General features: G+C 68.7%; 26 protein-coding genes, 1 other RNA gene, 1 pseudogene and 1 riboswitch. Of the genes and pseudogenes, 5 read left to right on the plus strand and 23 right to left on the minus strand.

The features are described 5' to 3' along the window. Positions 1–6: 6 nt before the first annotated feature. The 10 genes from ftsW to rsmI form a co-directional block, all read right to left on the minus strand. On the minus strand, positions 7–1,338 hold the full coding sequence (gene ftsW / locus IU514_RS17825; RefSeq protein ID WP_194932495.1) for a putative lipid II flippase FtsW: 1,332 nt from the start codon (positions 1,336–1,338) through the stop codon (positions 7–9). Continuing rightward, entirely contained in the window at positions 1,338–2,423 is a 1,086-nt protein-coding gene (gene mraY / locus IU514_RS17830) for a phospho-N-acetylmuramoyl-pentapeptide-transferase (RefSeq protein WP_194932496.1), read from the minus strand. Before mraY ends, ftsW begins: the two co-directional genes overlap by 1 nt. Next, entirely contained in the window at positions 2,413–3,819 is a 1,407-nt protein-coding gene (locus tag IU514_RS17835; RefSeq protein WP_194932497.1) for a UDP-N-acetylmuramoyl-tripeptide--D-alanyl-D-alanine ligase, read from the minus strand. Before IU514_RS17835 ends, mraY begins: the two co-directional genes overlap by 11 nt. Next, positions 3,816–5,288: a UDP-N-acetylmuramoyl-L-alanyl-D-glutamate--2,6-diaminopimelate ligase gene (locus IU514_RS17840; protein WP_194932498.1), complete on the minus strand. Its 1,473-nt coding sequence runs from the start codon at positions 5,286–5,288 to the stop codon at positions 3,816–3,818. Before IU514_RS17840 ends, IU514_RS17835 begins: the two co-directional genes overlap by 4 nt. After that, positions 5,285–7,216: a peptidoglycan D,D-transpeptidase FtsI family protein gene (locus IU514_RS17845; protein ID WP_194932499.1), complete on the minus strand. Its 1,932-nt coding sequence runs from the start codon at positions 7,214–7,216 to the stop codon at positions 5,285–5,287. Before IU514_RS17845 ends, IU514_RS17840 begins: the two co-directional genes overlap by 4 nt. Next, positions 7,213–7,479 carry a cell division protein FtsL gene (ftsL, locus tag IU514_RS17850; protein ID WP_194932500.1) on the minus strand — a complete coding sequence of 89 codons (267 nt, stop codon included), beginning with the start codon at positions 7,477–7,479 and terminating at the stop codon, positions 7,213–7,215. The genes IU514_RS17845 and ftsL overlap by 4 nt, the downstream gene beginning before the upstream one ends. Further along, positions 7,476–8,426: a 16S rRNA (cytosine(1402)-N(4))-methyltransferase RsmH gene (gene rsmH, locus IU514_RS17855; RefSeq protein WP_228760845.1), complete on the minus strand. Its 951-nt coding sequence runs from the start codon at positions 8,424–8,426 to the stop codon at positions 7,476–7,478. The genes ftsL and rsmH overlap by 4 nt, the downstream gene beginning before the upstream one ends. An 11-nt stretch (positions 8,427–8,437) precedes the next feature. Beyond that, complete coding sequence (mraZ, locus tag IU514_RS17860; protein ID WP_194932502.1) at positions 8,438–8,884, minus strand: division/cell wall cluster transcriptional repressor MraZ; 447 nt, start codon at positions 8,882–8,884, stop codon at positions 8,438–8,440. Positions 8,885–9,434: 550 nt separating this feature from the next. Continuing rightward, positions 9,435–9,796, minus strand: an RNA gene (rnpB, locus tag IU514_RS17865) — RNase P RNA component class A. A 176-nt stretch (positions 9,797–9,972) separates the two neighbouring features. Beyond that, positions 9,973–10,818: a 16S rRNA (cytidine(1402)-2'-O)-methyltransferase gene (gene rsmI / locus IU514_RS17870; protein WP_194932503.1), complete on the minus strand. Its 846-nt coding sequence runs from the start codon at positions 10,816–10,818 to the stop codon at positions 9,973–9,975. Positions 10,819–10,906: 88 nt separating this feature from the next. Here rsmI and IU514_RS17875 point away from each other — a divergent pair, with 88 nt between their 5' ends. The 4 genes and pseudogenes from IU514_RS17875 to IU514_RS17890 all read left to right on the plus strand — a co-directional run bounded on the left by IU514_RS17875 (position 10,907) and on the right by IU514_RS17890 (position 14,641). Beyond that, positions 10,907–12,307 (plus strand): penicillin-binding protein activator, encoded by a 1,401-nt coding sequence (locus tag IU514_RS17875; protein WP_228760846.1) that lies wholly within the window; start codon positions 10,907–10,909, stop codon positions 12,305–12,307. A 7-nt stretch (positions 12,308–12,314) separates the two neighbouring features. After that, positions 12,315–12,713, plus strand: a pseudogene (locus IU514_RS17880) (YraN family protein). A gap of 9 nt (positions 12,714–12,722) precedes the next feature. Then, positions 12,723–13,265 (plus strand): metal-dependent hydrolase, encoded by a 543-nt coding sequence (locus IU514_RS17885; protein ID WP_194932505.1) that lies wholly within the window; start codon positions 12,723–12,725, stop codon positions 13,263–13,265. Next, positions 13,262–14,641: an FAD-binding oxidoreductase gene (locus IU514_RS17890; protein ID WP_194932506.1), complete on the plus strand. Its 1,380-nt coding sequence runs from the start codon at positions 13,262–13,264 to the stop codon at positions 14,639–14,641. Before IU514_RS17885 ends, IU514_RS17890 begins: the two co-directional genes overlap by 4 nt. Before the next feature lie 24 nt (positions 14,642–14,665). On the opposite strand, the gene IU514_RS17895 is transcribed toward IU514_RS17890, so the two are convergent. From IU514_RS17895 to glyA, 13 genes are all read right to left on the minus strand, one after another. Continuing rightward, entirely contained in the window at positions 14,666–14,917 is a 252-nt protein-coding gene (locus IU514_RS17895; RefSeq protein ID WP_194932507.1) for a hypothetical protein, read from the minus strand. Positions 14,918–15,017: 100 nt separating this feature from the next. Further along, positions 15,018–15,965, minus strand: a complete 948-nt coding sequence (gene thiL / locus IU514_RS17900) for a thiamine-phosphate kinase (RefSeq protein ID WP_194932508.1) — start codon at positions 15,963–15,965, stop codon at positions 15,018–15,020. Between the two features lie 98 nt (positions 15,966–16,063). After that, positions 16,064–16,525, minus strand: coding sequence for a transcription antitermination factor NusB (gene nusB, locus IU514_RS17905; protein WP_194932509.1), 462 nt, complete (start codon positions 16,523–16,525; stop codon positions 16,064–16,066). Then, on the minus strand, positions 16,522–16,989 hold the full coding sequence (ribH, locus tag IU514_RS17910; protein WP_194932510.1) for a 6,7-dimethyl-8-ribityllumazine synthase: 468 nt from the start codon (positions 16,987–16,989) through the stop codon (positions 16,522–16,524). The genes nusB and ribH overlap by 4 nt, the downstream gene beginning before the upstream one ends. A gap of 76 nt (positions 16,990–17,065) precedes the next feature. Further along, positions 17,066–18,178: a 3,4-dihydroxy-2-butanone-4-phosphate synthase gene (ribB, locus tag IU514_RS17915; protein WP_194932511.1), complete on the minus strand. Its 1,113-nt coding sequence runs from the start codon at positions 18,176–18,178 to the stop codon at positions 17,066–17,068. 46 nt (positions 18,179–18,224) lie between these two features. Next, the gene (locus IU514_RS17920; protein ID WP_194932512.1) at positions 18,225–18,827 is read right to left on the minus strand and encodes a riboflavin synthase; all 603 of its coding nucleotides are present in this window, start codon (positions 18,825–18,827) and stop codon (positions 18,225–18,227) included. 166 nt (positions 18,828–18,993) lie between these two features. Beyond that, positions 18,994–19,173, minus strand: a riboswitch (FMN riboswitch). A gap of 84 nt (positions 19,174–19,257) precedes the next feature. Beyond that, entirely contained in the window at positions 19,258–20,031 is a 774-nt protein-coding gene (locus IU514_RS17925; protein ID WP_194932513.1) for a class I SAM-dependent methyltransferase, read from the minus strand. Between the two features lie 13 nt (positions 20,032–20,044). Beyond that, a complete protein-coding gene (locus tag IU514_RS17930; RefSeq protein WP_194932514.1) occupies positions 20,045–20,506 on the minus strand; it encodes a cupin domain-containing protein in 462 nt (153 codons plus the stop codon). Between the two features lie 52 nt (positions 20,507–20,558). After that, positions 20,559–21,662 (minus strand): bifunctional diaminohydroxyphosphoribosylaminopyrimidine deaminase/5-amino-6-(5-phosphoribosylamino)uracil reductase RibD, encoded by a 1,104-nt coding sequence (ribD, locus tag IU514_RS17935; RefSeq protein ID WP_194932515.1) that lies wholly within the window; start codon positions 21,660–21,662, stop codon positions 20,559–20,561. 45 nt (positions 21,663–21,707) lie between these two features. After that, positions 21,708–22,127, minus strand: a complete 420-nt coding sequence (locus tag IU514_RS17940; RefSeq protein ID WP_194932594.1) for a hypothetical protein — start codon at positions 22,125–22,127, stop codon at positions 21,708–21,710. After that, the gene (nrdR, locus tag IU514_RS17945; protein ID WP_194932516.1) at positions 22,124–22,645 is read right to left on the minus strand and encodes a transcriptional regulator NrdR; all 522 of its coding nucleotides are present in this window, start codon (positions 22,643–22,645) and stop codon (positions 22,124–22,126) included. The genes IU514_RS17940 and nrdR overlap by 4 nt, the downstream gene beginning before the upstream one ends. Before the next feature lie 46 nt (positions 22,646–22,691). Beyond that, positions 22,692–23,201 carry an energy transducer TonB gene (locus tag IU514_RS17950; protein WP_194932517.1) on the minus strand — a complete coding sequence of 170 codons (510 nt, stop codon included), beginning with the start codon at positions 23,199–23,201 and terminating at the stop codon, positions 22,692–22,694. A 16-nt stretch (positions 23,202–23,217) separates the two neighbouring features. Continuing rightward, a complete protein-coding gene (glyA, locus tag IU514_RS17955) occupies positions 23,218–24,471 on the minus strand; it encodes a serine hydroxymethyltransferase (RefSeq protein ID WP_194932518.1) in 1,254 nt (417 codons plus the stop codon). 147 nt (positions 24,472–24,618) lie between these two features. Here glyA and lpxO point away from each other — a divergent pair, with 147 nt between their 5' ends. After that, positions 24,619–25,524 (plus strand): lipid A hydroxylase LpxO, encoded by a 906-nt coding sequence (gene lpxO / locus IU514_RS17960; protein WP_194932519.1) that lies wholly within the window; start codon positions 24,619–24,621, stop codon positions 25,522–25,524. Positions 25,525–25,611: the final 87 nt, after the last annotated feature.

The raw sequence follows: 25,611 nt of genomic DNA on the forward strand, positions 1-25,611 counted from the left end.
CAACCTTCACGCCGTCCTCCCGAGAATCGGTTCGATGCGCTGGCGCAGGCGGCTGGTGCCGCGCGCCGCGTCGGACGTGCGTGCGGCGGCCGGCACGGCGGCGGCCGGCAGCGGATTGGTCGTCGCCGGCACGCCGACCGACGGCTGCTGCGCTTCGCCACGCAGGCGTGCGACCTGGCGTTGGGCGCGGTCGAGTTCGTAGGTCACGCGCAGCAGCAGTCCGACCGCGGCGCAGGTCATCATCACGCTGGAACCGCCGGAGGAAATCAGCGGCAGCGTCAGGCCCTTGGTCGGCAGCAGCCCGAGGTTCACGCCGATCGAGACGAAGCTCTGCATGCCGATCCACAGGGCGATGCCGAAGGCGCAGTAGCCGGCGAAATGGCGCCGCATCTCCACGCACTTCAGCCCCAGCCACAGCGCGCGACCCACCAGGCCGGCATACAGCGCAATCACCAGGCAGATGCCGATGAACCCGAGTTCCTCGCCGATCACCGCGAGAATGAAGTCGGTGTGCGCTTCCGGCAGGTAGGAGAGCTTCTGCACCGATGCGCCCAGACCGACGCCGGTCCATTCACCGCGGCCGATCGCCATCAGCGCGTTCGCAAGCTGGTAGCCGTCGCCGAACGGGTCCTTGAACGGGTCGGTGAAAGAAGTGATGCGGCGCATGCGGTACGGCTCGGCGATCGCGATCGCCGCCAGCACCGGCAGTCCGACCAGCACCGGGCCGAACATGCGCGGCATGTTGACGCCACCCAGCACCAGCATGCCCGCGGTGATCGCCAGCACCAGCGACGAGGAACCGAAGTCCGGCTGCATCAGCAGCAGCGCCACCAGCGCGATGGCGACGCCGAGCGGCTTCAGCATCGCCGACCAGGTCGCGGTCACTTCCTCGCTGTAACGCTTGAGGTAGCTGGCCATCCAGACGATGTAGATCAGCTTGACCGCCTCGACCGCCTGGAAGCTGGAGATACCCAGGTTCAACCAGCGCTTGGCGCCGTTGACGCTCTTGCCGATGCCGGGCACGAACACCAGCAGCAGCAGCACGAAGCAGGCCAGCAGCATCCACTGGCTGTGCTGCTCGATGGTCTTGAGTTCGGTGCGCATCAGCCACACCGCCAGCGCGACGCCGCCGGCCAGGAACACAGCGTGCTTGGTCAGGAAGTAGAACGGACCGACCTCGAGGTTGTCGGCAATGCCGATCGACGCCGAGCCCACCATCACCATGCCCAGGCTCGCCAGCGTGCAGGCGATGCCGAGCAGCCACGGATCGAAGCGGCCGCCGATGGCATCGAGCCGTGTCGCCTGGCTCGCGGACTTGGTGATGGAGGCGTCGTTCATCAGCGCACCTTCAGGGTTGCGAGACCCACGAGGACGAGCACGACCGAGATGATCCAGAAGCGCACGATCACGCGCGGCTCGGGCCAGCCCTTCAATTCGAAGTGATGGTGGATCGGCGCCATGCGGAAGACGCGCTTGCCGGTGAGCTTGAACGAGGCGACCTGGATCATCACCGACAGGGTTTCGACCACGAATAGGCCGCCCATCACCACGAGCACCAGTTCCTGGCGCACGATCACGGCGATGGTGCCGAGCACCGCGCCGAGCGCGAGTGCGCCGATGTCGCCCATGAACACCATCGCCGGATAGGTGTTGAACCAGAGGAAGCCGAGTCCCGCACCGGCAATCGCCGCGCAGATGACCACCAGCTCACCGGCGCCCGGCACCTGCGGGATCTGCAGGTAGTTGGAGAACACCGCATTGCCCGAGGCGTAGGCGAAGATGCCCAGCGCGCAGGCAACCAGTACCGTCGGCATGATCGCCAGGCCATCCAGTCCGTCAGTCAGGTTGACCGCGTTGGAGAAACCGACGATCCAGAAGTAGGCGATCGCGATGAAACCGATGCCGGCCAGCGGCAGCGCGATCGACTTGAAGAACGGCACGTAGAAGGTCGTCGCGGCCGGCACGTCGGCGTAGACGTACAGGTAGATGGCGGCGGCGAGGCCGAACACCGACTGCGCCAGGTACTTCCAGCGCGACTTCAGGCCGTTGGGGTCACGCTTGACGATCTTGATCCAGTCGTCGTACCAGCCGATCGCACCGAACGCCAGCATCACCAGCAGCACGACCCAGACGTACTTGTTGCGCAGGTCGCCCCACAGCAGCACGGAGGCCATCACCGTCAGCAGGATCAGCGCGCCGCCCATGGTCGGCGTACCAGCCTTGGAGAAGTGCGACTGCGGGCCTTCCTTGCGGATCGGCTGGCCACCCTTGAGCTGGCCGAGCCTGCGGATCACCGCAGGCCCCCACCACAGCGACAGCGCCAGCGCGGTCAGTGCGCTGAGGATGCCGCGGAAAGTCAGGTAGCCGAACAGGCCGAACAGACTTTGCAGTTGTTCGAGCCAGCGCGCGAGTTCAAGCAGCATGGGTTCCCCCTTGTTCCGCGCCTAGAGTTTCGTCCGACATCAGCGCCTTCACGATCTTGTCCATCGCGCTGCCGCGCGATCCCTTAACCAGGACGCGCAGCTGCGCGCCCGCTTCCACGATCCCGTCGCGCAACGTCGCGGCGAGCGCTTCGTGCGATTCGAAATGTCCCGCACCCTCGCCGAACGCCTGCGCGGTGTGCGCGCTCAGCGGCCCCAGCGCGAACACCCGGTCAATGCCGGCAGCCTTGGCGCGACGGCCGACTTCGGCGTGCATCGCCGCGGCGTCGTCGCCGAGCTCGCGCATGTCGCCCAGCACCATCCAGGCGCGGTCGCTGGCGGCGCGGCAGGCGTCGGCCAGCGTGTCGATGGCGGCTGCAAGCGAACCCGGGTTTGCGTTGTAGCTGTCGTCGATCAGGCGCGCGCCAGTGCGCAGCACGTGGGTGACCAGTCGACCTGCAACCGGGCGGGCCGCGGCCAGTCCTTCCACGATCGTGGCCAACGGCACGCCGGCACCGAGCGCGATCGACGCGGCGGCCAGGGCATTGCGCACGTTGTGACGGCCCGGCATCTCCACTTCCACCTGGGCTTCACCGATCGGCGTCACCATCATGAAGCGCGAGCCCGTGTCGCCGGGCACGATGTCGCGCGCGGTGACGTCGGCGCTGTGGTCCAGGCCGAAATGGATCAAGCGGCGGCCGTGTGCGCGCTCGGCGAAATACGGTGCGAACGCATCGTCGGCATTGATCACCGCCACTCCGCCCGACGACAGATCGTCGTACACCGCCGCCTTGGTGTCAGCGATGGCGAGCAGGCTGCCCATGCGCTCGATATGCGCGGGCGCGACGTTGTTGACGAGGCCGATATCGGGACGCGCGATCGCGGTCAGGTAGGCGATGTCGCCTGGTTTGCCGGTGCCCATCTCGTAGATGGCGAACTGCGTGTCATCGGGCGCTTCCAGCACCGCCAGCGGCATGCCGATTTCATTGTTGCGGTTGCCCGGCGTCGCGTAGGTACGGCCGGCGCGCTCGAGGATCGCCTGGGTCAGCGCCTTGACGCTGGTCTTGCCGTTGCTGCCTGTGATCGCCACGACTTTGCTGGTGCGCTCGCGCTGCATCGCCGTGGCGAAGTCGGCGAGCGCACGCTCGGTATCGGCGACGATGACCTGCGGAACCGGCGTGTCGACCTGGCGCGATACCAGCGCCGCGACGGCCCCGGCCGCGGCCGCGACGTCAACGTGGTCATGGCCATCGAAGCGCTCGCCCTTGAGCGCGACGAACAGCGGCGCACCCTTGGGCAGTGCGCGCGTGTCGGTCGCGACGACGTCGATGACGCGGTCCTCGCCGTGCAGGCGGCCCGAAGTCATGCGCGCGATCTCGCTCAGGCGCAGCGGCTTCATGCCCGCCCTCCCAGGGCCGCGCGTGCGACCTCGGTGTCGTCGAACGGATGCAGCACGCCGTGGACGTCCTGGTAGGTTTCGTGACCCTTGCCGGCGATCAGCACGATGTCGTCAGGACCGGCCTCCGCAATCGCGCGGGCGATGGCGGCGGCGCGGTCGCGCTCGACCACGGCGCGCTCCGGATGGGCGAAGCCGGCGACGATGTCGGCAACGATGCCGTCACCGTCCTCGCCACGCGGGTTGTCGTCGGTCACGTAGACACGCTCGGCGTTGGCCTCGGCGATCGCGGCCATGACCGGGCGCTTGCCGCGGTCGCGTTCGCCACCGCAGCCGAACACGCAGATCAGGCGGCCGCGCAGGTGTCCGCGCAGCGACTCCAGTGCCTGTTGCAGCGGGTCGGGCTTGTGCGAATAGTCGATGACGACCAGCGGCAGGCGGCCATCGCCGCCGAGGCGGTTCATGCGACCCGGGATCGGGCTCAGTTGCGGCAGTGTCTGTGCGATCACCTGGGCGGATTCGCCCAGCGCATGCAGCACGCCCGCGACCGTCAGCAGGTTGTCGACATTGAAGCGGCCCAGCAGCGGTGAGCGAATCTTATGGCGCTCGTCGCCGACGATCAGGTCGAACACGATGCCGGACACGTCCAGCGAAACCGCCTCGGCCCGCACCTGTCCCCGCAGGTCGCCGCGCGCGCTCACGCCGATGCCGCGCACCGTCTGTGGCAGCTGCGCCAGCAGCGCCGCGCCGAAGGCGTCGTCGATATTGATCACCGCGGCATCGAGACCCGGGCGAACGAACAGCTTCGCCTTGGCCGCGCCATAGGTGTCCATGTCGCCGTGGTAGTCGAGATGGTCGCGGGTGAGGTTGGTGAACACGCCGACGTCGTAATGCACGGCGTCCACGCGACCCTGGTCGAGCGCGTGCGAACTCACTTCCATCGCCACTGCGGTGGCGCCGGCGTCGCGCATCTGCGCCAGCAGTTCATGCATCGGCAATACCAGCGGCGTGGTGAAGCCGGTGGGCTCTATTGCACCGTACAGACCGGCACCGAGGGTGCCGATGGTGCCGGTGCGGCGGCCGCGCGCTTCCAGCGCCTGCGCCAGCAACTGCACGGTCGACGTCTTGCCGCTGGTACCGGTCACGCCGACCATCGTCATCGCCTTCGACGGATGGCCATGGAAGCGGTCGGCCATCTCGCCCAGGCGCGCGCGCAGATTCGGTACGGCGATGGCATCAGCCGGCGTCGGCAGTCCGGCGGGGGCCGGCGGCTCGAACAGGATCGCGCTCGCGCCCGCGGCACGCGCCTGCTCGACGAAGCCCAGGCCGTGCGCGCCGAATCCTGCGATCGCGACGAACGCATCGCCCAGGCGCACGACGCGGCTGTCCATCACCAGACCGGTGATCGCCAGGTCCGAAGAAATGCCCGGCACGTCAGGCAGCAGTTCGGACAGCAGCATCGCGCGGCTCATTGCAGGCCTCCCTGCGCGGGGGCCGTCAGCGTTCCTGCAGGCAGTGCGGTGACATTGGCGGCGACGGCAGGCAGCACCGGGCCGGTCGGCTTGCCGCCGTTGGCCTTGCTGCGCTTGGCCTCGGCCGCGGCCTGCACTGCCAGCCACGTGTCGATGTCGTCCGGCGCAACGTCCATCAGGCGCAACGCGCCGTCCATGACGTTCTTGAACACCGGGCCGGAGACGAGGCCGCCGAAGTAGCCCTTCTCCGGATCGGGATCGTTGACGACGACCACCATCGAGAAGCGCGGGTTCTGCACCGGCACCACGCCGGCGAAGAACGACACGTAGCGGCGCGAGTAGCCGCCGCTCTCGTTGAACTTGCGCGCCGTGCCGGTCTTGCCGGCGACGTGGTAGCCGAGGATCGCAGCCTGCGTGGCGGTGCCGCCGGGCTCGGTCACCGTCTGCATCATGCGCATGATCTCGTGCGCGATCGCCGGGGCGAGCACCTGCTTGGGCTCGTGGCGCTCGCCCTTCACGAACGTCGGCGTGATCAGCTTGCCGCCGTTGCCGAGCGCGGCATAGGCCTGCGCGATCTGCAGCGGCGTCGCCGACAGGCCGTAGCCGTAAGACATGGTCTGCTTGGTGGTGCCGCTCCAGCGGCTGGGCGGCATCAGCACGCCCGAGGACTCGCCGGGGAATCCGCTGTGCGTGCTGCGGCCATAGCCGAAGCGGCGCAGGAAATCGTAATACCCCTGGCTCGGCAGCTTGGCGACGATCTTGGCCACGCCGACGTTGGAGCTCTTGGTGATCACGCCGGTGGTGTCGAGCACACCATAGTTATGGTGGTCGGTGGTGCGGTAGCGGCCGTTCGGGATCCAGCCCGGGTTGGTGTCGAAGATCGTGCGCGTCGTGATCGTGCCCGCCTCGAGCGCAGCGGCCACGGTCAGCGGCTTCATCGTCGAACCCGGCTCGATCACGTCGGTGACGGCGCGATTGCGATGCGTCTCGGGATTGCCGAGCCCGACCGCATTGGGGTTGTAGGCCGGCAGGTTGGCCATCGCCAGCACTTCGCCGGTGGCGACGTCGAGCACGACCGCCGAACCGCTGCTGGCACCGGTGGTGAGCAGCTGCGAACGCAGCTCGCGGAACGCGAGGTACTGGATGCGACGGTCGATCGTCAGCGTCAGGTCCTGGCCCGGCTCGGCCGCGCGCACCAGGTCGATGCTCTCGACGATGCGGCCCTGGCGGTCGCGGATCACGCGCTTGGCGCCAGCCTTGCCGCGCAGCCAGTCGTCGAACGCGAGCTCCAGACCTTCCTGGCCGCGGTCGTCGATGTTGGTGAACCCGAGGATGTGCGCCATCGCTTCACCCTGCGGGTAGAAGCGGCGGAACTCGCGCTGCGAGAACACGCCCGGGATGTTGTGGGCGAGGATCCTGCGGGCCTGGTCCGGATTGATGCGGCGCTTGAGGTACAGGAACTCCTTGTCCGCGCGCTGGCTCAGCTTGCGCGTCAGGTAGTCCGGCGGCACGCCCAGCGCGCGCGCCAGCTCTGGGATGCGCGCCGGATTCTTCAGCAGTTCCTGCGGGTTGCCCCAGATCGATTCGACCGGCGTGGACACGGCAAGCGGTTCGCCGTTGCGGTCGGTGATCATGCCGCGCGAGGTCGGGATCGGGATCTCGCGGACGAAGCGCGCATCGCCCTGCTGTCGGTAGAAATCGTCGTTGACCACCTGCAGCGTGAAGGCACGGCCGACCAGCGCGAGCGAGCACAGGCCTAGCGTGCCGCCGACCAGCAGCAGGCGGTTGCGCAGATTGAACGAGGCGCGGTTGCGCGAGCGCGGCGCGTCATTGCCGCCGCCACGCAGTTGTGCCAGCAACGCCTTCAGCGACGGGCGGCCGCCGTTGTCCTTGTTGGCGTTGCGCGGGCGCGTGGTGCGGTCGCTCATGGGCGGATCACCACGGTTTCACCGCCTTCGGGAAACTTCATGCCGAGGCGGTCGCGCGCGACCTGGTCGATGCGATTGCTTTCGGCCCATGTCGCCTGCTCGAGCTGCAGGCGGCCGAACTCGATGTTGAGTTCGTCGCGGCCGCGCTCGAGCCGGCTGAGCTGGCCGAACAACTGGCGATGCTGGTGGCGCGCGTGCACGACCGCCAGCGCCGAGACGATGTTGGCGGCCACCAGCACGGTCAGCAGCAGGCGCAGGGTCATGCCGCCTCCCTGCCGCCGGCGGCGAGCTTCTCGGCGACGCGCAGCACGGCGCTGCGGGCGCGCGGGTTGGCCGAGGTCTCGGCTTCGTCGGCCTTCTGCGCGGCGCCAATGGCGAGCAGTGTCGGCGTGAAGGCCACTTCCACCGGCATGCGGCGATTGGCCGGTGGCGCCTTGCTGTGGCGGGCGATGAACTGCTTGACGATGCGGTCTTCCAGCGAGTGGAAGCTGATCACGGCGAGCCGGCCGCCGGGCTTGAGCCGCGCCATCGCCGCGTCGAGACCGGTTTCGAGGTCGGCCAGTTCGCGATTGATGAAGATGCGGATCGCCTGGAAGCTGCGCGTGGCCGGATGGATCTTGCTGTCGCCGCGCGGCATCACCTGCGCGATCAGTTCGGCCAGTTGCGCGGTGCGCACGAGGGGCTGCTCGCTGCGGCGCGCGACGATGGCACGTGCGATGCGGCGGCTCTGGCGCTCCTCGCCGTAGGTCCACAGCACGTCGGCGATCTCGCGATCATCGGCCTGCGCCAGCCACTGCGCCGCGCTGAGCCCGCTGTCGGGGTCCATGCGCATGTCCAGCGGACCGTCCTTGCCGAAGCTGAAGCCGCGCTCGGCGACATCGAGCTGCGGCGAGGACACGCCGAGGTCGAACAGGATGCCGTCGAGCCCGGCGGCGGTTTCGCTCCAGCCCGCCAGTTCGGCGAAGCTGCCGCGATGGATCGCCACGCGCGGATCGGCCCCGAACTCGCGTTCGGCGACGGCGATCGCTTCGGGATCCTTGTCCATCACCAGCAGCCGGCCTCCGGCGCCGAGTTGATCGAGCACGCCACGGGCATGTCCGCCACGCCCGAACGTGCCATCCAGGTACGTTCCATTCCCGGTGATACGCAGGCCTTCCAGCACCTGCGCGTACATCACGGGGAGGTGGCCGGAGAGCGCGCCGCGCTCCATGCCACCCGCCGTCATAGCTGCAGGCCGAGCAGTTCCTCGCTCAGATCGTCGTCAGAGATCGTCTGACGGATCTGCGCGTGGTGCGCCTGCTCGCTCCACAACTCGAACTTGTCGCCCATGCCCAGCAGCACCGCCTTCTTCTCGATGCCGACCGCGGAGCGGTGGCTGGCGGGAATGCTGATGCGGCCGTTGCCGTCGAGCTCGACAAACGCCGCGGCGCCGACCAGCTTGAGCTGCATGCTGCGGTTGACCGCCTTGGCCTTCGGCAGCGCATTGACCTGGTCGCGCAGACGCTCCCAGGCCCCATGGGGGTAGAGGTAGAGGGAACCGGATTCGAACGGGTTGTAGGTGATGACCAGGCGGTTGTCGCATTCACGCGCGACGAGCTCACGGTAGGCGGTGGGCACCGCCAGCCGGCCCTTGTCGTCGATCGTGATGGCGGTCTCGCCTTGGAACATTCCGCACCTGTGTTGTGGCCGCCTCTGCCGGGCGGCTTGGTCGTTGAAAAACCACAAAAAACCCGGTTTTCCCTCGGATGCCCACCTTAGGGACGGTGCACAGGGTTGTCAACAACTTTCCAGAAGCAATTTCACTTGTCGCATCAATGGGTTGCGACGAACTTCAGAGTCTTATTCAAGACTTATCCACTAACCTTTGTTTAGTCTCATTTTTTGAGGCTGAGGCGGTCTCCGAAACCACCTGAAAACGAGGCGCAGCCGGGCCCGCCGCCCATGCTGCTCCGCAGCATCCGCGTATCCATATGCGTGAGAGATCAAATCCAGTCGATCAATACGGCCCGACTATCGAGCCGGTGAGCCGCGCGCCCATGACCGTGCCGCGCCTCAACCCACCTGCCGCGGCCCTTGCGGATCAACGACCTGACCGAGCCCCCTTGTAAGGGGGCGGATCCGGGCAAGGCGCGGATCGGGGGATTGGCAGCGCTGGCTCGGGGCCCGAAGTTTGCTCCGCAAACTTTGGGGCTCTTTTTGGCGCAAGCGCCAAAAAGAGCGGCGGAGCCGGCCGATAAGCCGGGTTCTGTCTAGGACAGTCATTCCTCTAGGCGCAGCGTCACCGCTACGCTCAAGCAGCCTACCCGGAGACACCGCGGGCCGCGGCATTGTCTCCCTATTTGGCCTTGCTCCCGGTGGGGTTTGCCGTGCCGGTCTGTTGCCAGACTCGCGGTGCGCTCTTACCGCACCGTTTCACCCTTACCACGCACGTCTTTCGACGCCGTTCGGCGGTCTGCTCTCTGTTGCACTTTCCGTCGGCTCGCGCCGCCCAGGCGTTACCTGGCACCGTGCCCTGTGGAGCCCGGACTTTCCTCGGCACTCGTCCCGAAGGACGAATGACGCGACTGCCTGGCCGACTCCGCCGCGGGCATTCTACTGCTTCGCAGCAGAACTGCCCCCAAAGTTTGCTGCGCAAACTTCGGGCCCCGCTCCGCATCTCCAAAACCCCGCCGCTGTCGCGGCGCCCCCTTTACTAAAGGGGGCTACGACTTGCGGAACATGGACCATGCCGGATGGTGCTGAACGGCCAGTTCAGGCTACTCGCCGCCGTACAGCGCCTTGCGAGGCGCGCCGCTGAGCTCGGCGGCGAGCTTGGCCGCCTGCGAGGGCTTCAGGTGTTCGACCAGCTTCGCGTACAGGCGCCGGCCTTCGGCGACCTGGGCGTCGGCATCGTCGCCGGCGCCTTCGAGCATCACCACGAACTCGCCCTTGCGTTGATTCGGGTCGGCACCCACACGTTCGCGGACCTCACGCAGCGAGCCGTCCAGCACCGTCTCGAACAGCTTGGTCAGCTCGCGCGCCAGCACTACCGGACGATCCTCGCCGAAGGCGGCAATCATGTCGTCCAGCGCCTCGTCGATGCGGTGGGCGGACTCATAGAAGATCAGCGTTCGAGGCTCGGCGGCCAACCGGGTAAGCCGCTCGCGCCGCGCCGAGGCCTTGGCCGGCAGGAAACCTTCGAACACGAAGCGGTCGCTGGGCAGGCCTGCGACGCTGAGCGCGGCGATCGCGGCACAGGCGCCCGGCACGGGCGAGACGCGGATGCCGGCCGCGCGGGCGGCGCGGACCACGCGGAAACCGGGATCGCTGACCAGCGGCGTGCCGGCATCCGACACCAGGGCCAGCGAGTCCCCGCCCTGCAGGCGTGCGATCAGTTGCGCGGCCTGCGCGTCCTCGTTGTGCTGGTGCAAGGCGACCAGCGGCTTGTCCAGGCCGAAGTGCGACAGCAATTGGCGGGTATGACGCGTGTCCTCGGCGCAGATCGCGGCGACGTTGCGCAACGTGTCCAGCGCCCGCGGCGACAGGTCGCCGAGGTTGCCGATCGGCGTCGCCACGATGTGGAGGACGCCGGGAGCGCTCGGCGTGGAAGTGACCGGGTGCATCGTATGTCCGGATGGGGGGCGGGTAGAATCGTAACCGGTCCCCCGACAACGCCGCGCCGCGGCGCCCGCCAAACCGATGATCGAGCAGATGAAGCACGCCTCCGCACGCGCCCGGTCCATGCACCGGGGCGCCCTCAAGGGAATGATCGCGGCGCTCGTGCTCGCGGCGACGTTGAACGGCTGCAGCACCGTCGCGCCCAAGGCCGGCGGGGCGGTGACCGCGGGCCACCCCCTGGTGGTGCAGGCCGCGCAGCTCGCTCGCAGCGGCGCCACGCTGACCGGCCCCGCGCGCCAGGCCAACGACGCCGAGATCGATCGCCTGTTGTCGCAGCTCGACGATGCCTCGCTCAGCCGCGAGGCCGCTGCATTGCCGGTCGGCGAGCCGCTCTACAACTACGCCGGACGCGCGCTGCTGCGCCGCGGACTGGCACTGCCGCGCGCGTTCGACCGCACCGGCTGGAAGTTCGGCCAGCGTCCCGCGGCCGAGAGCGACGGCTACCGCCCGCCGGTCAGGATGGCGGTGCTGCTGCCGCTGTCGGGCGATCTCGCCGTGGCCTCTTCGCCGGTGCGCGACGGCCTGCTGGCCGGCTACTACGGCGAACAGCGCCGCCGCCCCGAAGTCGTCTTTTACGACACCTTCGGCACCGCCGGCGGCACGCTTGCCGCGTACGACCGCGCCGTCGCCGAGGGCAGCGACTTCGTAGTCGGCCCACTCGGCCGCGACGAAGTCGGCGCGCTGTACGGCAAGGGCGCCTTGCCCGTGCCGGTGCTCGCGCTGAATCGCACGAACAACGAACCGCCGATCGGCAATGCCAGCTTCTCGCTGTCGCCGGAGGATGAGGGCTTCGCCGCGGCCGAATACCTGCTCAACCTGAAAGCCAAGCGCGTGCTGGTCGTCGGTGGCGCCGACGAAACCCAGCGCCGCGCCGTCGCCGCGCTGCGCGACAGGCTGGCTGTGGGCGGCGCCGCCGTCACCGATGTCGCCAGCGAAGGCACCTCCGACTTCGCGCCGTATGCCTCCAAGGAAGGCGGCGTCGACGCCGTTTTTCTCGCCGTGCGCGGCACCTCGGCGCGCACGCTGATGCCGCGACTGGCGCTGGCCGGCCTGGCGGGCAAGCCGCGCGTAGCGACTTCGCAGTTGCTGTCCGGCACCGGCAGCAAGGCGACCGAGGACGCGATCCTCGATGGCATCGCGTTCCCCACCGAGGCGTGGGCGACGCGCGGTGCGCGCGGCCTGCCCTCGCCGGCCAGCGCAGGCACGATGCTGGCGACGGCCAAGGGCCCGGGCGCGCGACTGTTCGCGTTCGGCTTCGATGCCTGGCAGATCAGCGCCTACCTCGAATACCTCGCCACCGCCAACAACGCGCACATCGAAGGCGCCACCGGGACGCTGCGCCTGGATGGCTTCGGCAACGTGCTGCGCACACCGGCATGGTCGACGTTCCGCAGTGGCGTCACGGTACCGCTGCCGCAGGGCGACAAGCGCTGACTCCGCAATGACGAAGCTCGCGCAAGGACGGCGCGAATGCGGCTCCGCGGTGGAATCGGCGGCGCGCGACCATCTGGTGCGCGCCGGCCTGCGCGAGGTCGCCGCCAATGCCAACTACCGCATTGGCGAACTCGATCTGGTCATGCTCGAACGCGATGCGCGCGGCGGCGACACGCTGGTATTCGTCGAAGTGCGTTAGCGGCGTGGCGGGAGCTTCGGCGGCGGCGCGGCTTCGATCGATTCGGGCAAGCGCCGCAAGCTGGTGCGCGCCGCGCAGGCCTTCCTCGCCGCCCACCGCGAGTACGCCAACGCAGCCTGTCGTTTCGACGTGATCGAGGCCAGCGGCGAGCCGGCGGCGCCGCGTCTGAATTGGCTGCGCGACGCGTTCCGCGCCGACGATTTCTAGCGACGCAGCATGCCCACCATCCTCACCCACGCCATCGTGCCGCTCGCTGCCGGCATCGCGCTGGGTTCGAATCGCGTCACCCATCGCATGGTTGTGGCCGGCATGGTCGCGGCGATGCTGCCTGACGCCGACGTGCTCGCGTTCGCTTTCGGCATCCCGTACGCGGACGCATTCGGCCATCGCGGCGTCAGCCACTCTTTGATGTTCGCGGCAGCGCTCGCCACGCTAGGCGCGTCGTCGTATCGATGGCTGGGCGCCACGTTCCGTCGGGCGTGGTTCTGGCTGTTCGCCTGTGCCGCCTCGCATCCGCTGCTGGATGCGTTCACCAATGGTGGACTCGGCGTCGCGCTGTTCTGGCCCTGGTCCGACCTGCGCGTGTTCGCGCCGTGGCGCCCCATCCGCGTATCGCCGATCGGCCTGGGCTTCTTCGGATCGCACGGAATCGCGGTGCTGGTTTCGGAACTGCGCTGGGTATGGCTGCCTGCGGCGACATTCGCGCTGCTCGGTCTTGGCCTGCGCCACGCGACCGGCGCGCTATCCTCCCGGCGATGAACGCGCTGCCGCCCGACCTGAACCACGAACTCGCCCGTGTGCTCGGCGACGGCTGGCTCACCGATCCCAGCGAGCGGCTCGCCTACGCCTACGACAACTCGCGCCGGCAGTCGCTGCCCGACGCGGTGGCGCTGCCGACCACGCGCGAACAGGTCGCCGCGCTCGTGCAGGCCTGCCGCGCGCGGCGCGTGCCGGTGATCGCGCGCGGCCGCGGCACCAACACCACCGGCGCCACGGTGCCGGTGGCGGGCGGCGTGGTCGTGTCGTTCGAGCGCATGAACCGCATCCTCGACATCCGTCCCGGCGACCGCTGCGCGGTGGTCGAACCGGGTGTACTCAACGGCGACCTGCAGGCCGCGCTGAAAGCGCACGGCCTGTTCTGGGCGCCGGATCCGACCAGCGCCGGCTACAGCACCGTCGGCGGCAACCTCGCCTGCAATGCCGGCGGTCCTCGCGCGGTGAAGTACGGCGCCAGCCGCGACAACGTGCTCGCGCTCACCGCGGTGACCGGCGCCGGCGAACTGATCCATTGCGGGACGGCGACCACCAAGGGCGCGACCGGGTACGACCTGCAGCGTCTTCTGGTCGGCAGCGAAGGCACGCTGGCGCTGATCGTCGAAGCCAGCCTGCGGCTGACGCCGCTGCCGCAGGCACGGGGTGCGCTGCGCGCGATCTACCGCGATGTGTCGAGCGCGGCGCAGGCGGTGGCGCAGCTGATGGCGCAGCCGCTGACGCCTTCGATGCTGGAGTTCATGGATTCCGACGCGGTACGCCTGGCACGCGACATCGGCGGCGCCGACCTGCCGCAGGAAGCCGGCGCGCTGCTCATGATCGAGGCCGACGGTGACGCGGACACGCTGCCGCACTCCATCGAGACCTTGATGGCGGCCGCCACCGTCGACGGACTCGTCTCGCTCGATGACGCCGCCGACGAAGCCGCGCGCGAACGGTTGTGGGCCGCGCGCAAGGCATTGTCGCCATCGCTGCGCACGCTGGCACCGGGAAAGATCAACGAGGACGTGGTGGTGCCGGTCTCGCGCATCCCCGACCTGGTCGACGGCGTGCAGCACCTTTCGCGCGAGTTCTCATTGCCGATCGTCTGCTTCGGCCACGCCGGTAACGGCAACCTGCACGTGAACCTGCTCTACGACCCGGCAGACACCGCGCAATCGGCGCGCGCCAGCGTGGCGATGTCGCGCGTCTTCGCCCTGACGCTGTCACTCGGCGGCACGCTGTCGGGAGAGCACGGCATCGGCCTGGCCAAGCGCGAGTTCATGCCGCAGGCGATCGACCCGCCGACGCTGGCGATGATGCGCGCGGTGAAATCGGCGTTCGATCCCGACGGCATCCTCAACCCGGGCAAGCTGCTGCCCTGATCAGGTGCCACGCGCCGGGCGATATCAGAGAAAATCGGCGATCTTCGAGCGCACGAGCCACATCGCGGCGATCCAGCACAGGCAGACGAACAGCACGCCGCCCCAGCCTTTGGTGATACCGCCACCCTTGCGGAACACGCGGTTCAGCACGGCGATCAGGACGATCGGGAACACGATCAGCACGATGCCCAGTACGACCATTACCTGGTTGCTGTCCACGCGCACCTCCGCAGCGAGCGGCAGCGCCGGAACCGTCATGCAGCGGTGACGGGACATGCGAAGGCAGGCCGCGCCGGCGCAGCGGCAGCGCCTTGCACCGGCAAAATGCTCTCGCCGGCGTTTCGATCTTAGCGCGGCAACGGATGCCGCGACGTCCTCAACCGAAGTGTTCGTAGCCGCCGCGCGGCGGTGCCCAGCGCTCTCCGTCCGCGTCGAACACGCGCACGCCCTCGCCTTCGACGATGCGGCCGATCCACGTGACCGGCGTGCCGACGGCGGCGGCCACGCGCTGCACGTCCTCCAGCACGTCGGGCGGTGCGGTGAAGCAGAGTTCGTAGTCGTCGCCGCCCGCCGCCTGCAGCGCGTGGCGCTGGGGCACAGCGAACGCCGACTGCAGTGCCTCCGAGGCCGGCAATGACTCCAGGTCCAGTTCGGCCGCGGCTCCGCTGGCGCGGCAGACGTGGCCCAGGTCGGCGAGCAGGCCGTCGGAGACGTCGATGCCGGCGCGAGCGACTCCGGCCAGCGCCCGCCCCAGGGCGATACGCGGCACCGGTCGATCGAGCCGTGCGCGCAGCGCTTCGTCGGACGAAGCACCGGAACGCCACTGCTCGAGCGCCGCGGCGGCATCGCCGAGCGTGCCGCTGACCCAGACGTCGTCACCGATGCGCGCGGCATCGCGGCGCAGCGCACGACCCGGCTCGACGAAACCATGCACCGTCACCGACACGGACAACGGGCCGCGCGTGGTGTCGCCTCCGACCAGCGCGACACGGTGCTGGCCAGCCAACGCCAGGAAGCCGTCGAGGAAGCCATCGATCCAGCGCTCATCGGCGTCCGGCAGCGAAAGCGACAGCGTGCACCAGGCAGGTTCGGCCGCCATTGCGGCAAGGTCGGACAGGTTGACCGCCAGCGCCTTCCAGCCGATGTCGGCAGGCGCCGTTTCGCCGGGGAAGTGCACGCCGGCATTGAGGGTATCGGTGGCGACCACCAGCAGCTTTCCCGCCGGTGGCTGCAACAGCGCGGCGTCGTCGCCGATGCCGAGAACCACGTCCTCGCGCGTGGCGGCGCGTTGGCGGATGCGATCGATGAGGTCGAATTCGGGCACTTGTTGTCCTCGGTCCCGCGTCCGTGACCTCACCCGGCCCTCCTCCCGCGCCCCGAAGGAAGTCCCCTTGGGGGGACACGCGGGAGAGGGAGCACTCATTACTTGCCGCGCGGCGCCTTGGCCTCGCTCGCGCGCCAGTCGGCGGCGGCGTGGTCGAGCACGCCGTTGACGTAGGTGTGGCCGTGCTCGGCGCCGAAGCGTTTCACCGACTCGATCGCCTCGTTGATGACGACGCGGTACGGCACGTCCAGGCGGCGGCGCAGCTCGTAGGCGGCGATGCGCAGGGCCGCGCGCTCGACCGCATCGACCTGCTCGATGTCGCGATCGAGGAAAGGCTTGAGCGCTTCGTCGAGTTCGTTGCAATGCTCGTCGACACCGCGCACCAGGTCCTCGAAGTATTCGAGGTCCGCGACTTCGTGCGCCTGTTCGTGCGCGAACTGCGCAATCACGTCGCGCGCACTGGCACCCGACATCTGCCAGGCATAGACGGCCTGCAGCGCACGGCGGCGCGCACGCGAGCGGGCAACGGGATCGATTCCATCCTGACGACGGCGGTTCATGGCAGTTGCCCCAGCAAGTGACTCATTTCCAATGCGGCCAAGGCCGCTTCCTCGCCCTTGTTCCCGTGGTTGCCGCCAGCGCGGGCTTCGGCATCCTCGTGTCGCTCCACGGCCAGCACGCCGTTGGCGACCGGAATGCCGTAATCCAGCGACACGCGCATCAGACCGTCCGAACATCCGTCGGCGACCTGCTCGTAATGGCGCGTATCGCCACGCACGACGCAACCCAGCGCCACCACCGCCGCATGCCGGCCGGCTGCGGCCAGGCGCGCCGCAGTGAGCGGGATTTCCCATGCGCCCGGCACGCGGATCACGTCGACGGCACCTTCCGAGACGCCGTTGTCGGCGAAGGTCTTGCGTGCGCCGGCGACCAGCGTATCGGTGATACGCGGGTTCCAGCGGCTGGCGATGATCGCGAAACGCGCGCCTTCAGGGCTGCGCAGGTCGCCTTCGTAGTGGGTCATGGGCGTTCTTCGTAAGGGGCGGGCATTTTAACGCGGGTATCCCGGGCGCGCCCGGGAAAGCCTCGATGTGGATGGCTCAGTGTTGCGGATCGACGTACTCGACGACTTCCAGGCCGAAACCGGCCAGGCCGATCTGCTTGCGCGGCGTGCCGAGCACGCGCAGCCTGCCGAGCCCCAGGTCGGCCAGGATCTGGCCACCGGCACCGTTGCGGCGCCACTCGGCCAGGGCATGACCGGCCGCGGCCGATCCGTCGTCGGCGTGCTGCGGAGCGCGCACGCGCGCCAGCAGCGCCTGGGCGTCGGCGTGGTCGGCCAGCAGCACCAGCGCGCCGCAGCCTTCGGCGGCGATCCGGGCCAGCACATCGCCCACCGCCGGACCGAAGTCCGGGCGGCGCCAGTGCAGCGCGTCGGCCAGCGGGTTCTGCACGTGCACGCGCACCAGCGTCGGCGTCGCCGGGTCGGGCTCGCCGCGGAGCATTGCGAAGTGCAGCGCATGGCTCAGGCGATCGCGGTAGGTGAACAGCCGGAACGGTCCGTGCTCGGTCTCGATCTCGCGCGCATCGACACGCTCGACCGTGTGCTCGGTGGCCAGGCGATAGCGGATCAGTTCCTCGATCGAGCCGATCTTCAGGCCATGCTCGGCGGCGAAGGCCTCCAGTTCCGGACGGCGCGCCATGCTGCCGTCGGGATTGAGGATCTCGACCAGCACGCCGGAAGGCTCCAGTCCCGCCAGCAACGCGAGATCAGCCGCCGCTTCGGTATGGCCGGCGCGATTGAGCACGCCGCCCGGCTGCGCCATCAGCGGGAAGATGTGGCCCGGCTGCGACAGGTCGCTGGCGGCGGCGTCCGGGCGCACCGCGGTGCGGATCGTGTGTGCGCGGTCGTAGGCGGAAATGCCGGTGGTGACGCCTTCGGCCGCCTCGATGCTGACGGTGAAGTTGGTGTGGTGCGGCGAGGTGTTGTCGCGCACCATCGGCGGCAGGCCAAGCTGGCGGCAGCGCTCGCGCGTCAGCGACAGGCACACCAGGCCACGCGCGTGCGTGACCATGAAGTTGATGTCCTGCGGACGCACCAGTTCGGCGGCCATGATCAGGTCGCCTTCGTTCTCGCGGTCCTCGTCGTCGACGATGACGACCATGCGGCCGGCGCGGATTTCTTCCAGCAGTTCGGGGATGGGGCTGAAGGCCATGGGGTATTCCGGTTTCATGGGCACCGCTGCCGCGGCACCGTAGTTTTCAGTGGGTGGTGCGTCCGGCCAGCAGCCGTTCGACATAGCGCGCGACGAGGTCGATCTCCAGGTTCACCGCGTCGCCGACGCGGGTCTGGGAGAACGCGGTGTGCGACACCGTGTGCGGGATCAGCGCGACTTCGAGGCCTGTTTCGTCGACTTCGTTGACGGTGAGGCTGACGCCGTCGACGCAGATCGAGCCCTTCTTGGCGACGTAGCGCAGCAGCGCAGCCGGCGCGGTGAAGCGCCAGCGCTGTGCGCGCGCATCCTCGGCAATGCCGGCCACTGCGCCGACGCCGTCGACATGGCCGCTGACCAGGTGCCCGCCGAGGCGATCGGTCGGACGCATCGCACGCTCCAGGTTGACGACGGTGCCCGCCTTCAGCGCACCGAGCGTCGTCAGCGACAGCGTTTCGTTGGAGGCGTCGGCGGCGAAGCTCGTGGCGTCGAACTCGACCACGGTCAGGCACACGCCGTTGACGGCGATGCTCTCGCCCAACTGCACCGCCTCGAACGGCAACGTGCCGACCTCGACGGTCAGACGCGCGTCGCCGCCGCGGTTCTCGATGGCGGCCACGCGACCGAGGCCCTCGATGATGCCGGTGAACATCAGCGCGCCTCCTGCCGGAAGGCGGCGGACTTGGAAAGGTTGGCAATGGACATGAAACGTTTCCCGCAACGGTGGGCGAAAAACGTCCCAAGGCATGAGGCAGGCATGGACCGGCCCAATAGGGCCGTGCGGGACTCGCTCTCCCGAGCGTCCCGCCGCCATGCGCCGCCGTCTTCTTTCATCCGGACTGTGACCGTCGGCTCCGGCATCGGACCGGATCTGCTGACCCTCCACGCCCGCCGAAGCGGATCGCAGGAGGCGCTCGCGGGCTCGTGCGGGGCTGCCTGTGCGACAGCGTCCTGCACCTACCGCCGGTGGGGAATTGCACCCCGCCCTGAAGACGTCGTTGGTTTTGGCCGGCGAACCGGCCGCGGCATTCTAGCACCGGGGGTCGCCGGCCCCGGCCGGACGCACTGTTCCGCCAGCAGGCTCAGCCGGGCTTGCGCCGCAGGTGAAGGAACAGCGGCCACTGGATCACCCGGGGCTCGTCGGGATCGCCCCAGGCGTCAGCCAACGCCGGAGCGTGGCGGGCGACCGGATCCGCGCCGGTCTCGGCCCGGCAGCGCCCCACCGCCGACATGCTGGTCAGGTAGCGCAGGAAATGCGGCAGCCGCCACTCCTCCTCCAGCCAGAGGTCCGGCGCCGGCAGCGCCGGGAACGGCCAGTCGAAATCCGCGTAATGCGCATCGACGAACGCCCGCTCCGGCGGCCAGTACGGGTCGATCTGCGCGCGGAATGCCTCCACCGCCTCGACCATGCCCTCCGGCGCAAGGAAGTCCCCATAGCCCCAGGCCGCGAGCACGCCGCGCGGCGCCAGCACGCGACGGCATTCGGCGAAGAATCTTTCGAGGTCGAACCAGTGCAGCGCCTGGGCGACCGCCACCAGTTCCACACCACCATCGGGCAGCGACGTGCGCTCGCCCGGCTCCACCGCCAGGGTGACGTTGCCGGTGTACCCGGACGAGGGCTGCGCCCAGTGCCGCTCCAGCTGGTTTGCGCTGGGTTCGGTCGCGAACACGTGCGCGAAGCGCGTCGCCAGCCCACGCGTCGCCTGGCCGCTGCCGCAGCCCGGTTCCCACACGCGCGCACTCGCCGGCACGACCGCCACGATCGCATCGAACAGGGCGTCCGGATACTCAGGCCGAGCTTCGGCATAGGCCTGCGCGAGGCCGGAGAAATGGTCTTTGAAGTTCGCGCCGCTCATCCGTTCTTCGACTCTATTTGCCCGGCGACGCAGAAGGCACGGCGTCGACGGGAGATTCGAACGCAATGAAGAGCACGCAAGCCGAGCCCTTGCTGCAGTAGGCGTGGTGCGGACGCTTTGCAGGTCCGTAGGCATAGTGACCCGGCCAGAGTGCAACGGTCTCCTGGCCGTCGTAGGTCACCTGCAGCTGTCCGGAAAGCAGCACCATGCGTTCGGCGGAGGTGTGCCAGTGATGGGGAATGGTGGAATCCGCAGGCACGCGAATGAGGATGTCCGCGTTGGCCTTGGCCGGGTCGCCGTGCAGGACGGCGATTTCGCAACCGGCCGGCATGAACGAGGGACAGCCGAGCCACTTGAGCTGTGCGTCAGTGAATGCGAGCGCCAGCGCCGGCTCGTCCGCCGCCTTCTGCGCAAGCGCATCGGAACTGGCCAGCAACAGCAGAGCGGCCACCGCCAGCGATATCGGGCTGGACATTTCGAGCCTCCATAGCGACGTGAGTGCACCTCGCATAACGCGAGGCCTTCCGTCAGTCGGCCTTTTCCGGGCGCAGCAGCAGGCGCACGTCCTGGCCGATGTAGCGCGACTCCACGATCGTCATCTTCAGCTTCTGCGCCATCGAGTCGATGGACAGCCCTTCGAACATCGGGCGTGCGTGGTCGCCGAGCAGCACCGGCGCGACATACAGCAGGATCTCGTCGACCAGTCCGGCGGAGACGAAGGCGCCGGCCAGCGTCGCGCCGGCTTCGAGCTGGATCTCGTTGACGCCACGCTCGGCCAGCAGCCGCAGCACCGCGTCCAGGTCGAAGCGGCCTTCGCGCACCGGCACGGCCGCGAGTTGTGCATTGATGCCGCGCGGCGGCTTGGCGTCGGGTGCATGGATATACAGCGTCGGCGCATCGCCTTCGCGCACGCGTCCTCGAGCGACCGTCGCCAAGCCCGGGTCGAGCACCACGCGCAGCGGCGGCTCGAAAGGCGTGTCGTCTTCCAAACGCACGGTCAGCGACGGATCGTCCGCCAGCACCGTACCGGCACCGGTGACGATCGCGCCTGCTCGCGCGCGCCAGTGCTGCACGTCCAGGCGCGAGGCTTCGCCGCTGATCCATTTCGATTCGCCGCTGGCCAATGCGCTGCGCCCGTCCAGGCTGGTCGCGAGTTTGACGCGCAGCCAGGGCCGCCCGCGCTCGATGCGGGAAATGAAGCCCCGGTTGAGTGCGCGCGCCTGTGCCTCCATCAGACCCGACTGCACGACGATGCCGGCGGCACGCAGCTTGTCGAAGCCGACACCGTCCACCTGCGGGAACGGATCGCGCATCGCCGCGACCACGCGCGCGACGCCGGCGGCGACCAGCGCGTCGGCACAGGGACCGGTCCGGCCCGTGTGCGCGCAGGGCTCCAGCGACACGTAGGCCGTGGCGCCGCGCGCACGTTCGCCGGCTGCCTGCAGCGCGAACACTTCCGCGTGCGGACCGCCCGCGCGCTGATGCCAGCCTTCGCCGACGACCTCGTCGCCATGCGCGATGACGCAGCCCACCATCGGGTTGGGCCGCGTGGTGTAGGCGCCGCGTTCGGCCAGGCGCAATGCGCGCGCCATCATCGCGTGGTCGGTGGCGGTGAAACCCTGCTCAGTCATGCCTGCCTCGATCCAGCCTGTCTCAATCTCTCGATCCAGCCTGTCTCAATCTTGTGTGTAGCGTCCGCGTTCGTTGCCGTCGTCCCAGGGCCATGCAGGAATCAGCTCCGTGCCGTCGATGCGCAACGTCATGCGCTTGAACTCGGTCTCGGGATACTGCGGCGGGAAGTGGAACTGGTCGGGCAGCAACACGACGTGATCGCCTTCGCGCTGCCAGCGTCCTTCCGCCATCAGGTCGAGCGCGCCATAGACGAAGTACCACTGGAAGCGGCCGTCGGCTCCGAGTCGCAGCTCCGAGCCGGTCTCCATGATGCCTTCGAGGTGGTAATGCCCGGCCAACGCGGCAGGTGCCGCCGCCGCGGCCACCGGCTCATCGGCCCGCCCGGGCTCCTGCGCATGCAGCGCGCCTGCCGGCAGCAACGCGATCAGCAGCAGTAAGCATGCCGCTCGCGCAATGCCGTTCACCGGCGGCGCCTTTTCTCGGGTGGCAGGTCGCCGTCGAGCAACGGCAGTTGGCCTTCGGTAGGCGGATGGTCGTGCTCGAGGCGGTCGAGCACCTCGCGGAAATCGGCCACGTCCTCGAACGCGCGATACACCGAGGCGAAGCGGACATAGGCGACGTGGTCGAGCTTGCGTAGTTCTGTCATCACGAACTCGCCGACGCGGCGCGAATCCAGCTCGCGTTCGGCGGTCATGCGCAACTGGTGGACCACTGCGCGCACCGCGGTCTCGATCTGCTCCTCCGACACCGGGCGCTTCTGCAGCGCGCGGTCGAAGCCGGCGCGCAGCTTGCGCGCGTCGAACGCCTCGCGGCGGCCGTCGCTCTTGATGATCAGCGGCAGCTTCAGCTCGATCGTCTCGATCGTGGAAAAACGCTCGCCGCACGCCTCGCAGACGCGCCGGCGCCGGATCGTGGCGCCGTCGTCGGACACGCGCGAATCGATCACGCGGGTGTCGGGGTGCTGGCAGAACGGGCAGTGCATACGCTTCCTCGTACTCGCTTCGACTGGCCGCAGCCGGGGCGCGGCTTCAACGGTACTCGTATTCCATCGGCAGGAAGAACGCGATCCGGGTCGGCATTCCCTGGCAGCTCATCGGCGAGAACTCGATCCGCGAAATAGTCTCGACGGCGGCTTCGGCGAACGAGGCATCGGTCGCGCACACTGCCCGGACGGATTCGACCCGGCCGTCGGCCTCGAGCCGCACGAGCACGTGCGCCGAACCCGGGGCCTGGTCGCGCCGCGCCGAGCCCGGGTAGGCGCCGTGCTCGGGAAGACGCCGCTTGCGGGGGCCGTCGCAGCCCTGGTCCGGCTCTTTCCAGCCCGCGACGAGGGACTCGACCTCATCGCGCGACAGCAGTTGCACCGCGCCGGCCGCGCACGCGCCGGTGTCCCGGTCGTAACGCGCCACGTGCGTGATCGGATGGGCCTGCGACGCGTTGACGATCCTGGCCTTGTCCACGCTCTCGCGCTGGGATGGCGAAACCGAACAGGCAGTGCCGGCGATCGCCAGCAGCATCACCAGCGGTCGCAGCGTCATCACAGGCTCCCGGCGCTCAACCGTAGACCGGGTACTTCTTGCACTGCGCCGTGACCTTCGCGCGCACGGCTTCGATGACCTTGTCATCGTTCGGCGCGTCGAGCACGTCGCACATCCAGTTGGCCAGTTCGATGCAGTCGGCCTCCTGGTAGCCGCGCGTGGTCACGGCGGGCGTGCCGATGCGCAGGCCGGAGGTCACGAACGGCTTCTGCGGGTCGTTCGGCACCGCGTTCTTGTTGACGGTGATGTGCGCCTTGCCGAGCGCGGCTTCCGCATCCTTGCCGGTGATGCCCTTGCCGATCATGTCGACCAGCATCAGGTGGTTCTCGGTGCCGCCGGACACGATCTTGTAGCCGCGCGCGATGATCGTCTTGGCCATCGCCTGCGCGTTCTTCACGACCTGCTGCTGGTAGGTGGTGAACTCCGGGTCCAGCGCCTCCTTGAAGGCCACCGCCTTGGCGGCGATGACGTGCATCAGCGGACCGCCCTGGATGCCCGGGAAGACGATGCTCTGCAGCTTCTTCACCAGGTCTTCGGACGCGCCCTTGGCGACGATGATGCCGCCGCGCGGACCGCGCAGCGTCTTGTGCGTGGTCGAGGTGACCACGTGCGCGTGCGGCAGCGGATTGGGGTACACGCCCGCGGCAACCAAGCCGGCGACGTGGGCCATGTCGACGAAGAGATAGGCGCCGACCTTGTCGGCGATGGCGCGGAAGCGCGCCCAGTCGATCTTCTGCGAGTAGGCACTGAAGCCGGCGACGACCATCTTCGGCTTGTGCTCGACCGCGAGGCGCTCGACCTCGTCATAGTCGATCAGGCCCTGGTCGTTGACGCCGTACTGCACCGCGTTGAGCAGCTTGCCGGAGATGTTGACCTTGGCGCCGTGGGTCAGGTGGCCGCCATGGGCCAGCGACATGCCCAGGATGGTGTCGCCCGGGTTCAGCAAGGCGAAGTACACGGCCTGGTTGGCCTGCGAGCCCGAATGCGGCTGGACGTTGGCATAGTCGGCATCGAACAGCTTCTTCAGGCGGTCGATCGCCAGTTCCTCGGCGATGTCGACGTATTCGCAGCCACCGTAGTAGCGCTTGCCCGGGTAGCCCTCGGCATACTTGTTGGTCAGCACGCTGCCCTGCGCCTCCATCACCCGCGGACTGGCGTAATTCTCCGAGGCGATCAACTCGACGTGATCCTCCTGGCGGCGGGCCTCATGGGCGATCGCCTGGGCGAGTTCATCGTCGTAACCGGCGATACGGGCAGAGCTGGGGAACATTCGCAGGACCTCGAACGGTAGATAAAGGGCCGGTGGGACGGCGCAGTCAGGCTCAGGATGGTAGCCCAGGCCTTAAAATGCGGCCACCAACCCGTGCCGCCATGCCCGGCCGCACGGGGGATTCCCCCTGATTCCGGACCCCCTGCAATGAAATGGGCTCTCCTCCTGCTGTTCATCGCCAGCGCCGTCTACGTGCACCTGCGCGGGCGCGTGCGGCACCGCTTCGGCCGGCAGCTGCTGGACCATTCCACGTTCATGGCCCCGGTCAACGTGCTGATGTACGCGTTCTCGCGCGTGCCCAACACCGCCTATCTCGACGACCCGGGCCGCCACTTCCCCGAACTGGCCCCGCTGCGCGAGCACTGGCAGGACATCCGCGCCGAAGCCCTGCGGCTGCGCGAGCTCCAGCACATCAAGGCCGCCGACGGCTATAACGACGTCGGCTTCAATTCGTTCTTCCGTCGTGGCTGGAAGCGCTTCTACCTGAAGTGGTACGACGACGCGCACCCCTCCGCGGCCGAGCTGTGCCCGCGCACGACCGCCCTGCTCCGCGGCATTCCCAGCGTCAAGGCGGCGATGTTCACCGAACTGCCGCCGGGCGGCGAGCTGCGCCCGCATCGCGACCCCTTCGCCGGCTCCCTGCGCCTGCACCTGGGGCTGGACACGCCCAACGACGATGGCTGCTACATCGACGTCGACGGCATCCGTTACAGCTGGCGCGACGGCGAGTGGACGATGTTCGACGAGACCTTCATCCACGGCGCCCGCAACGAGACCCAGCAGAACCGCATCATCCTGTTCTGCGACGTCGAGCGGCCGATGAAGTACCGCTGGGCACAGTGGCTGAACCGGTTCGTCGCGCGCCACCTGGTCGCGGCCGGCGCCTCGCCGAACATGGAAGGCGACAAGACCGGCGGCATCAACCGGGTATTCAAGTACTTCTACGCCCTGCGCCTGAAGGCCAAGGGCCTGCGCGAGCGCAACCAGCGGCTGTACTACGGCCTCAAATACCTCGCCGTCATCCTGGTGGTCGCCCTGATCGCCTGGATCTGAACGGCGAGGCCGGGGGGCCAGCCCGCCTGCCTGCGCCACTCCCCGGGCATGTCCGAGGCGCCCCCGGGGTGACATAATTGCGCCTTC

This window comes from Lysobacter niastensis, from assembly GCF_015453285.1.
GTDB classification, from domain to species: domain Bacteria; phylum Pseudomonadota; class Gammaproteobacteria; order Xanthomonadales; family Xanthomonadaceae; genus Lysobacter_J; species Lysobacter_J niastensis.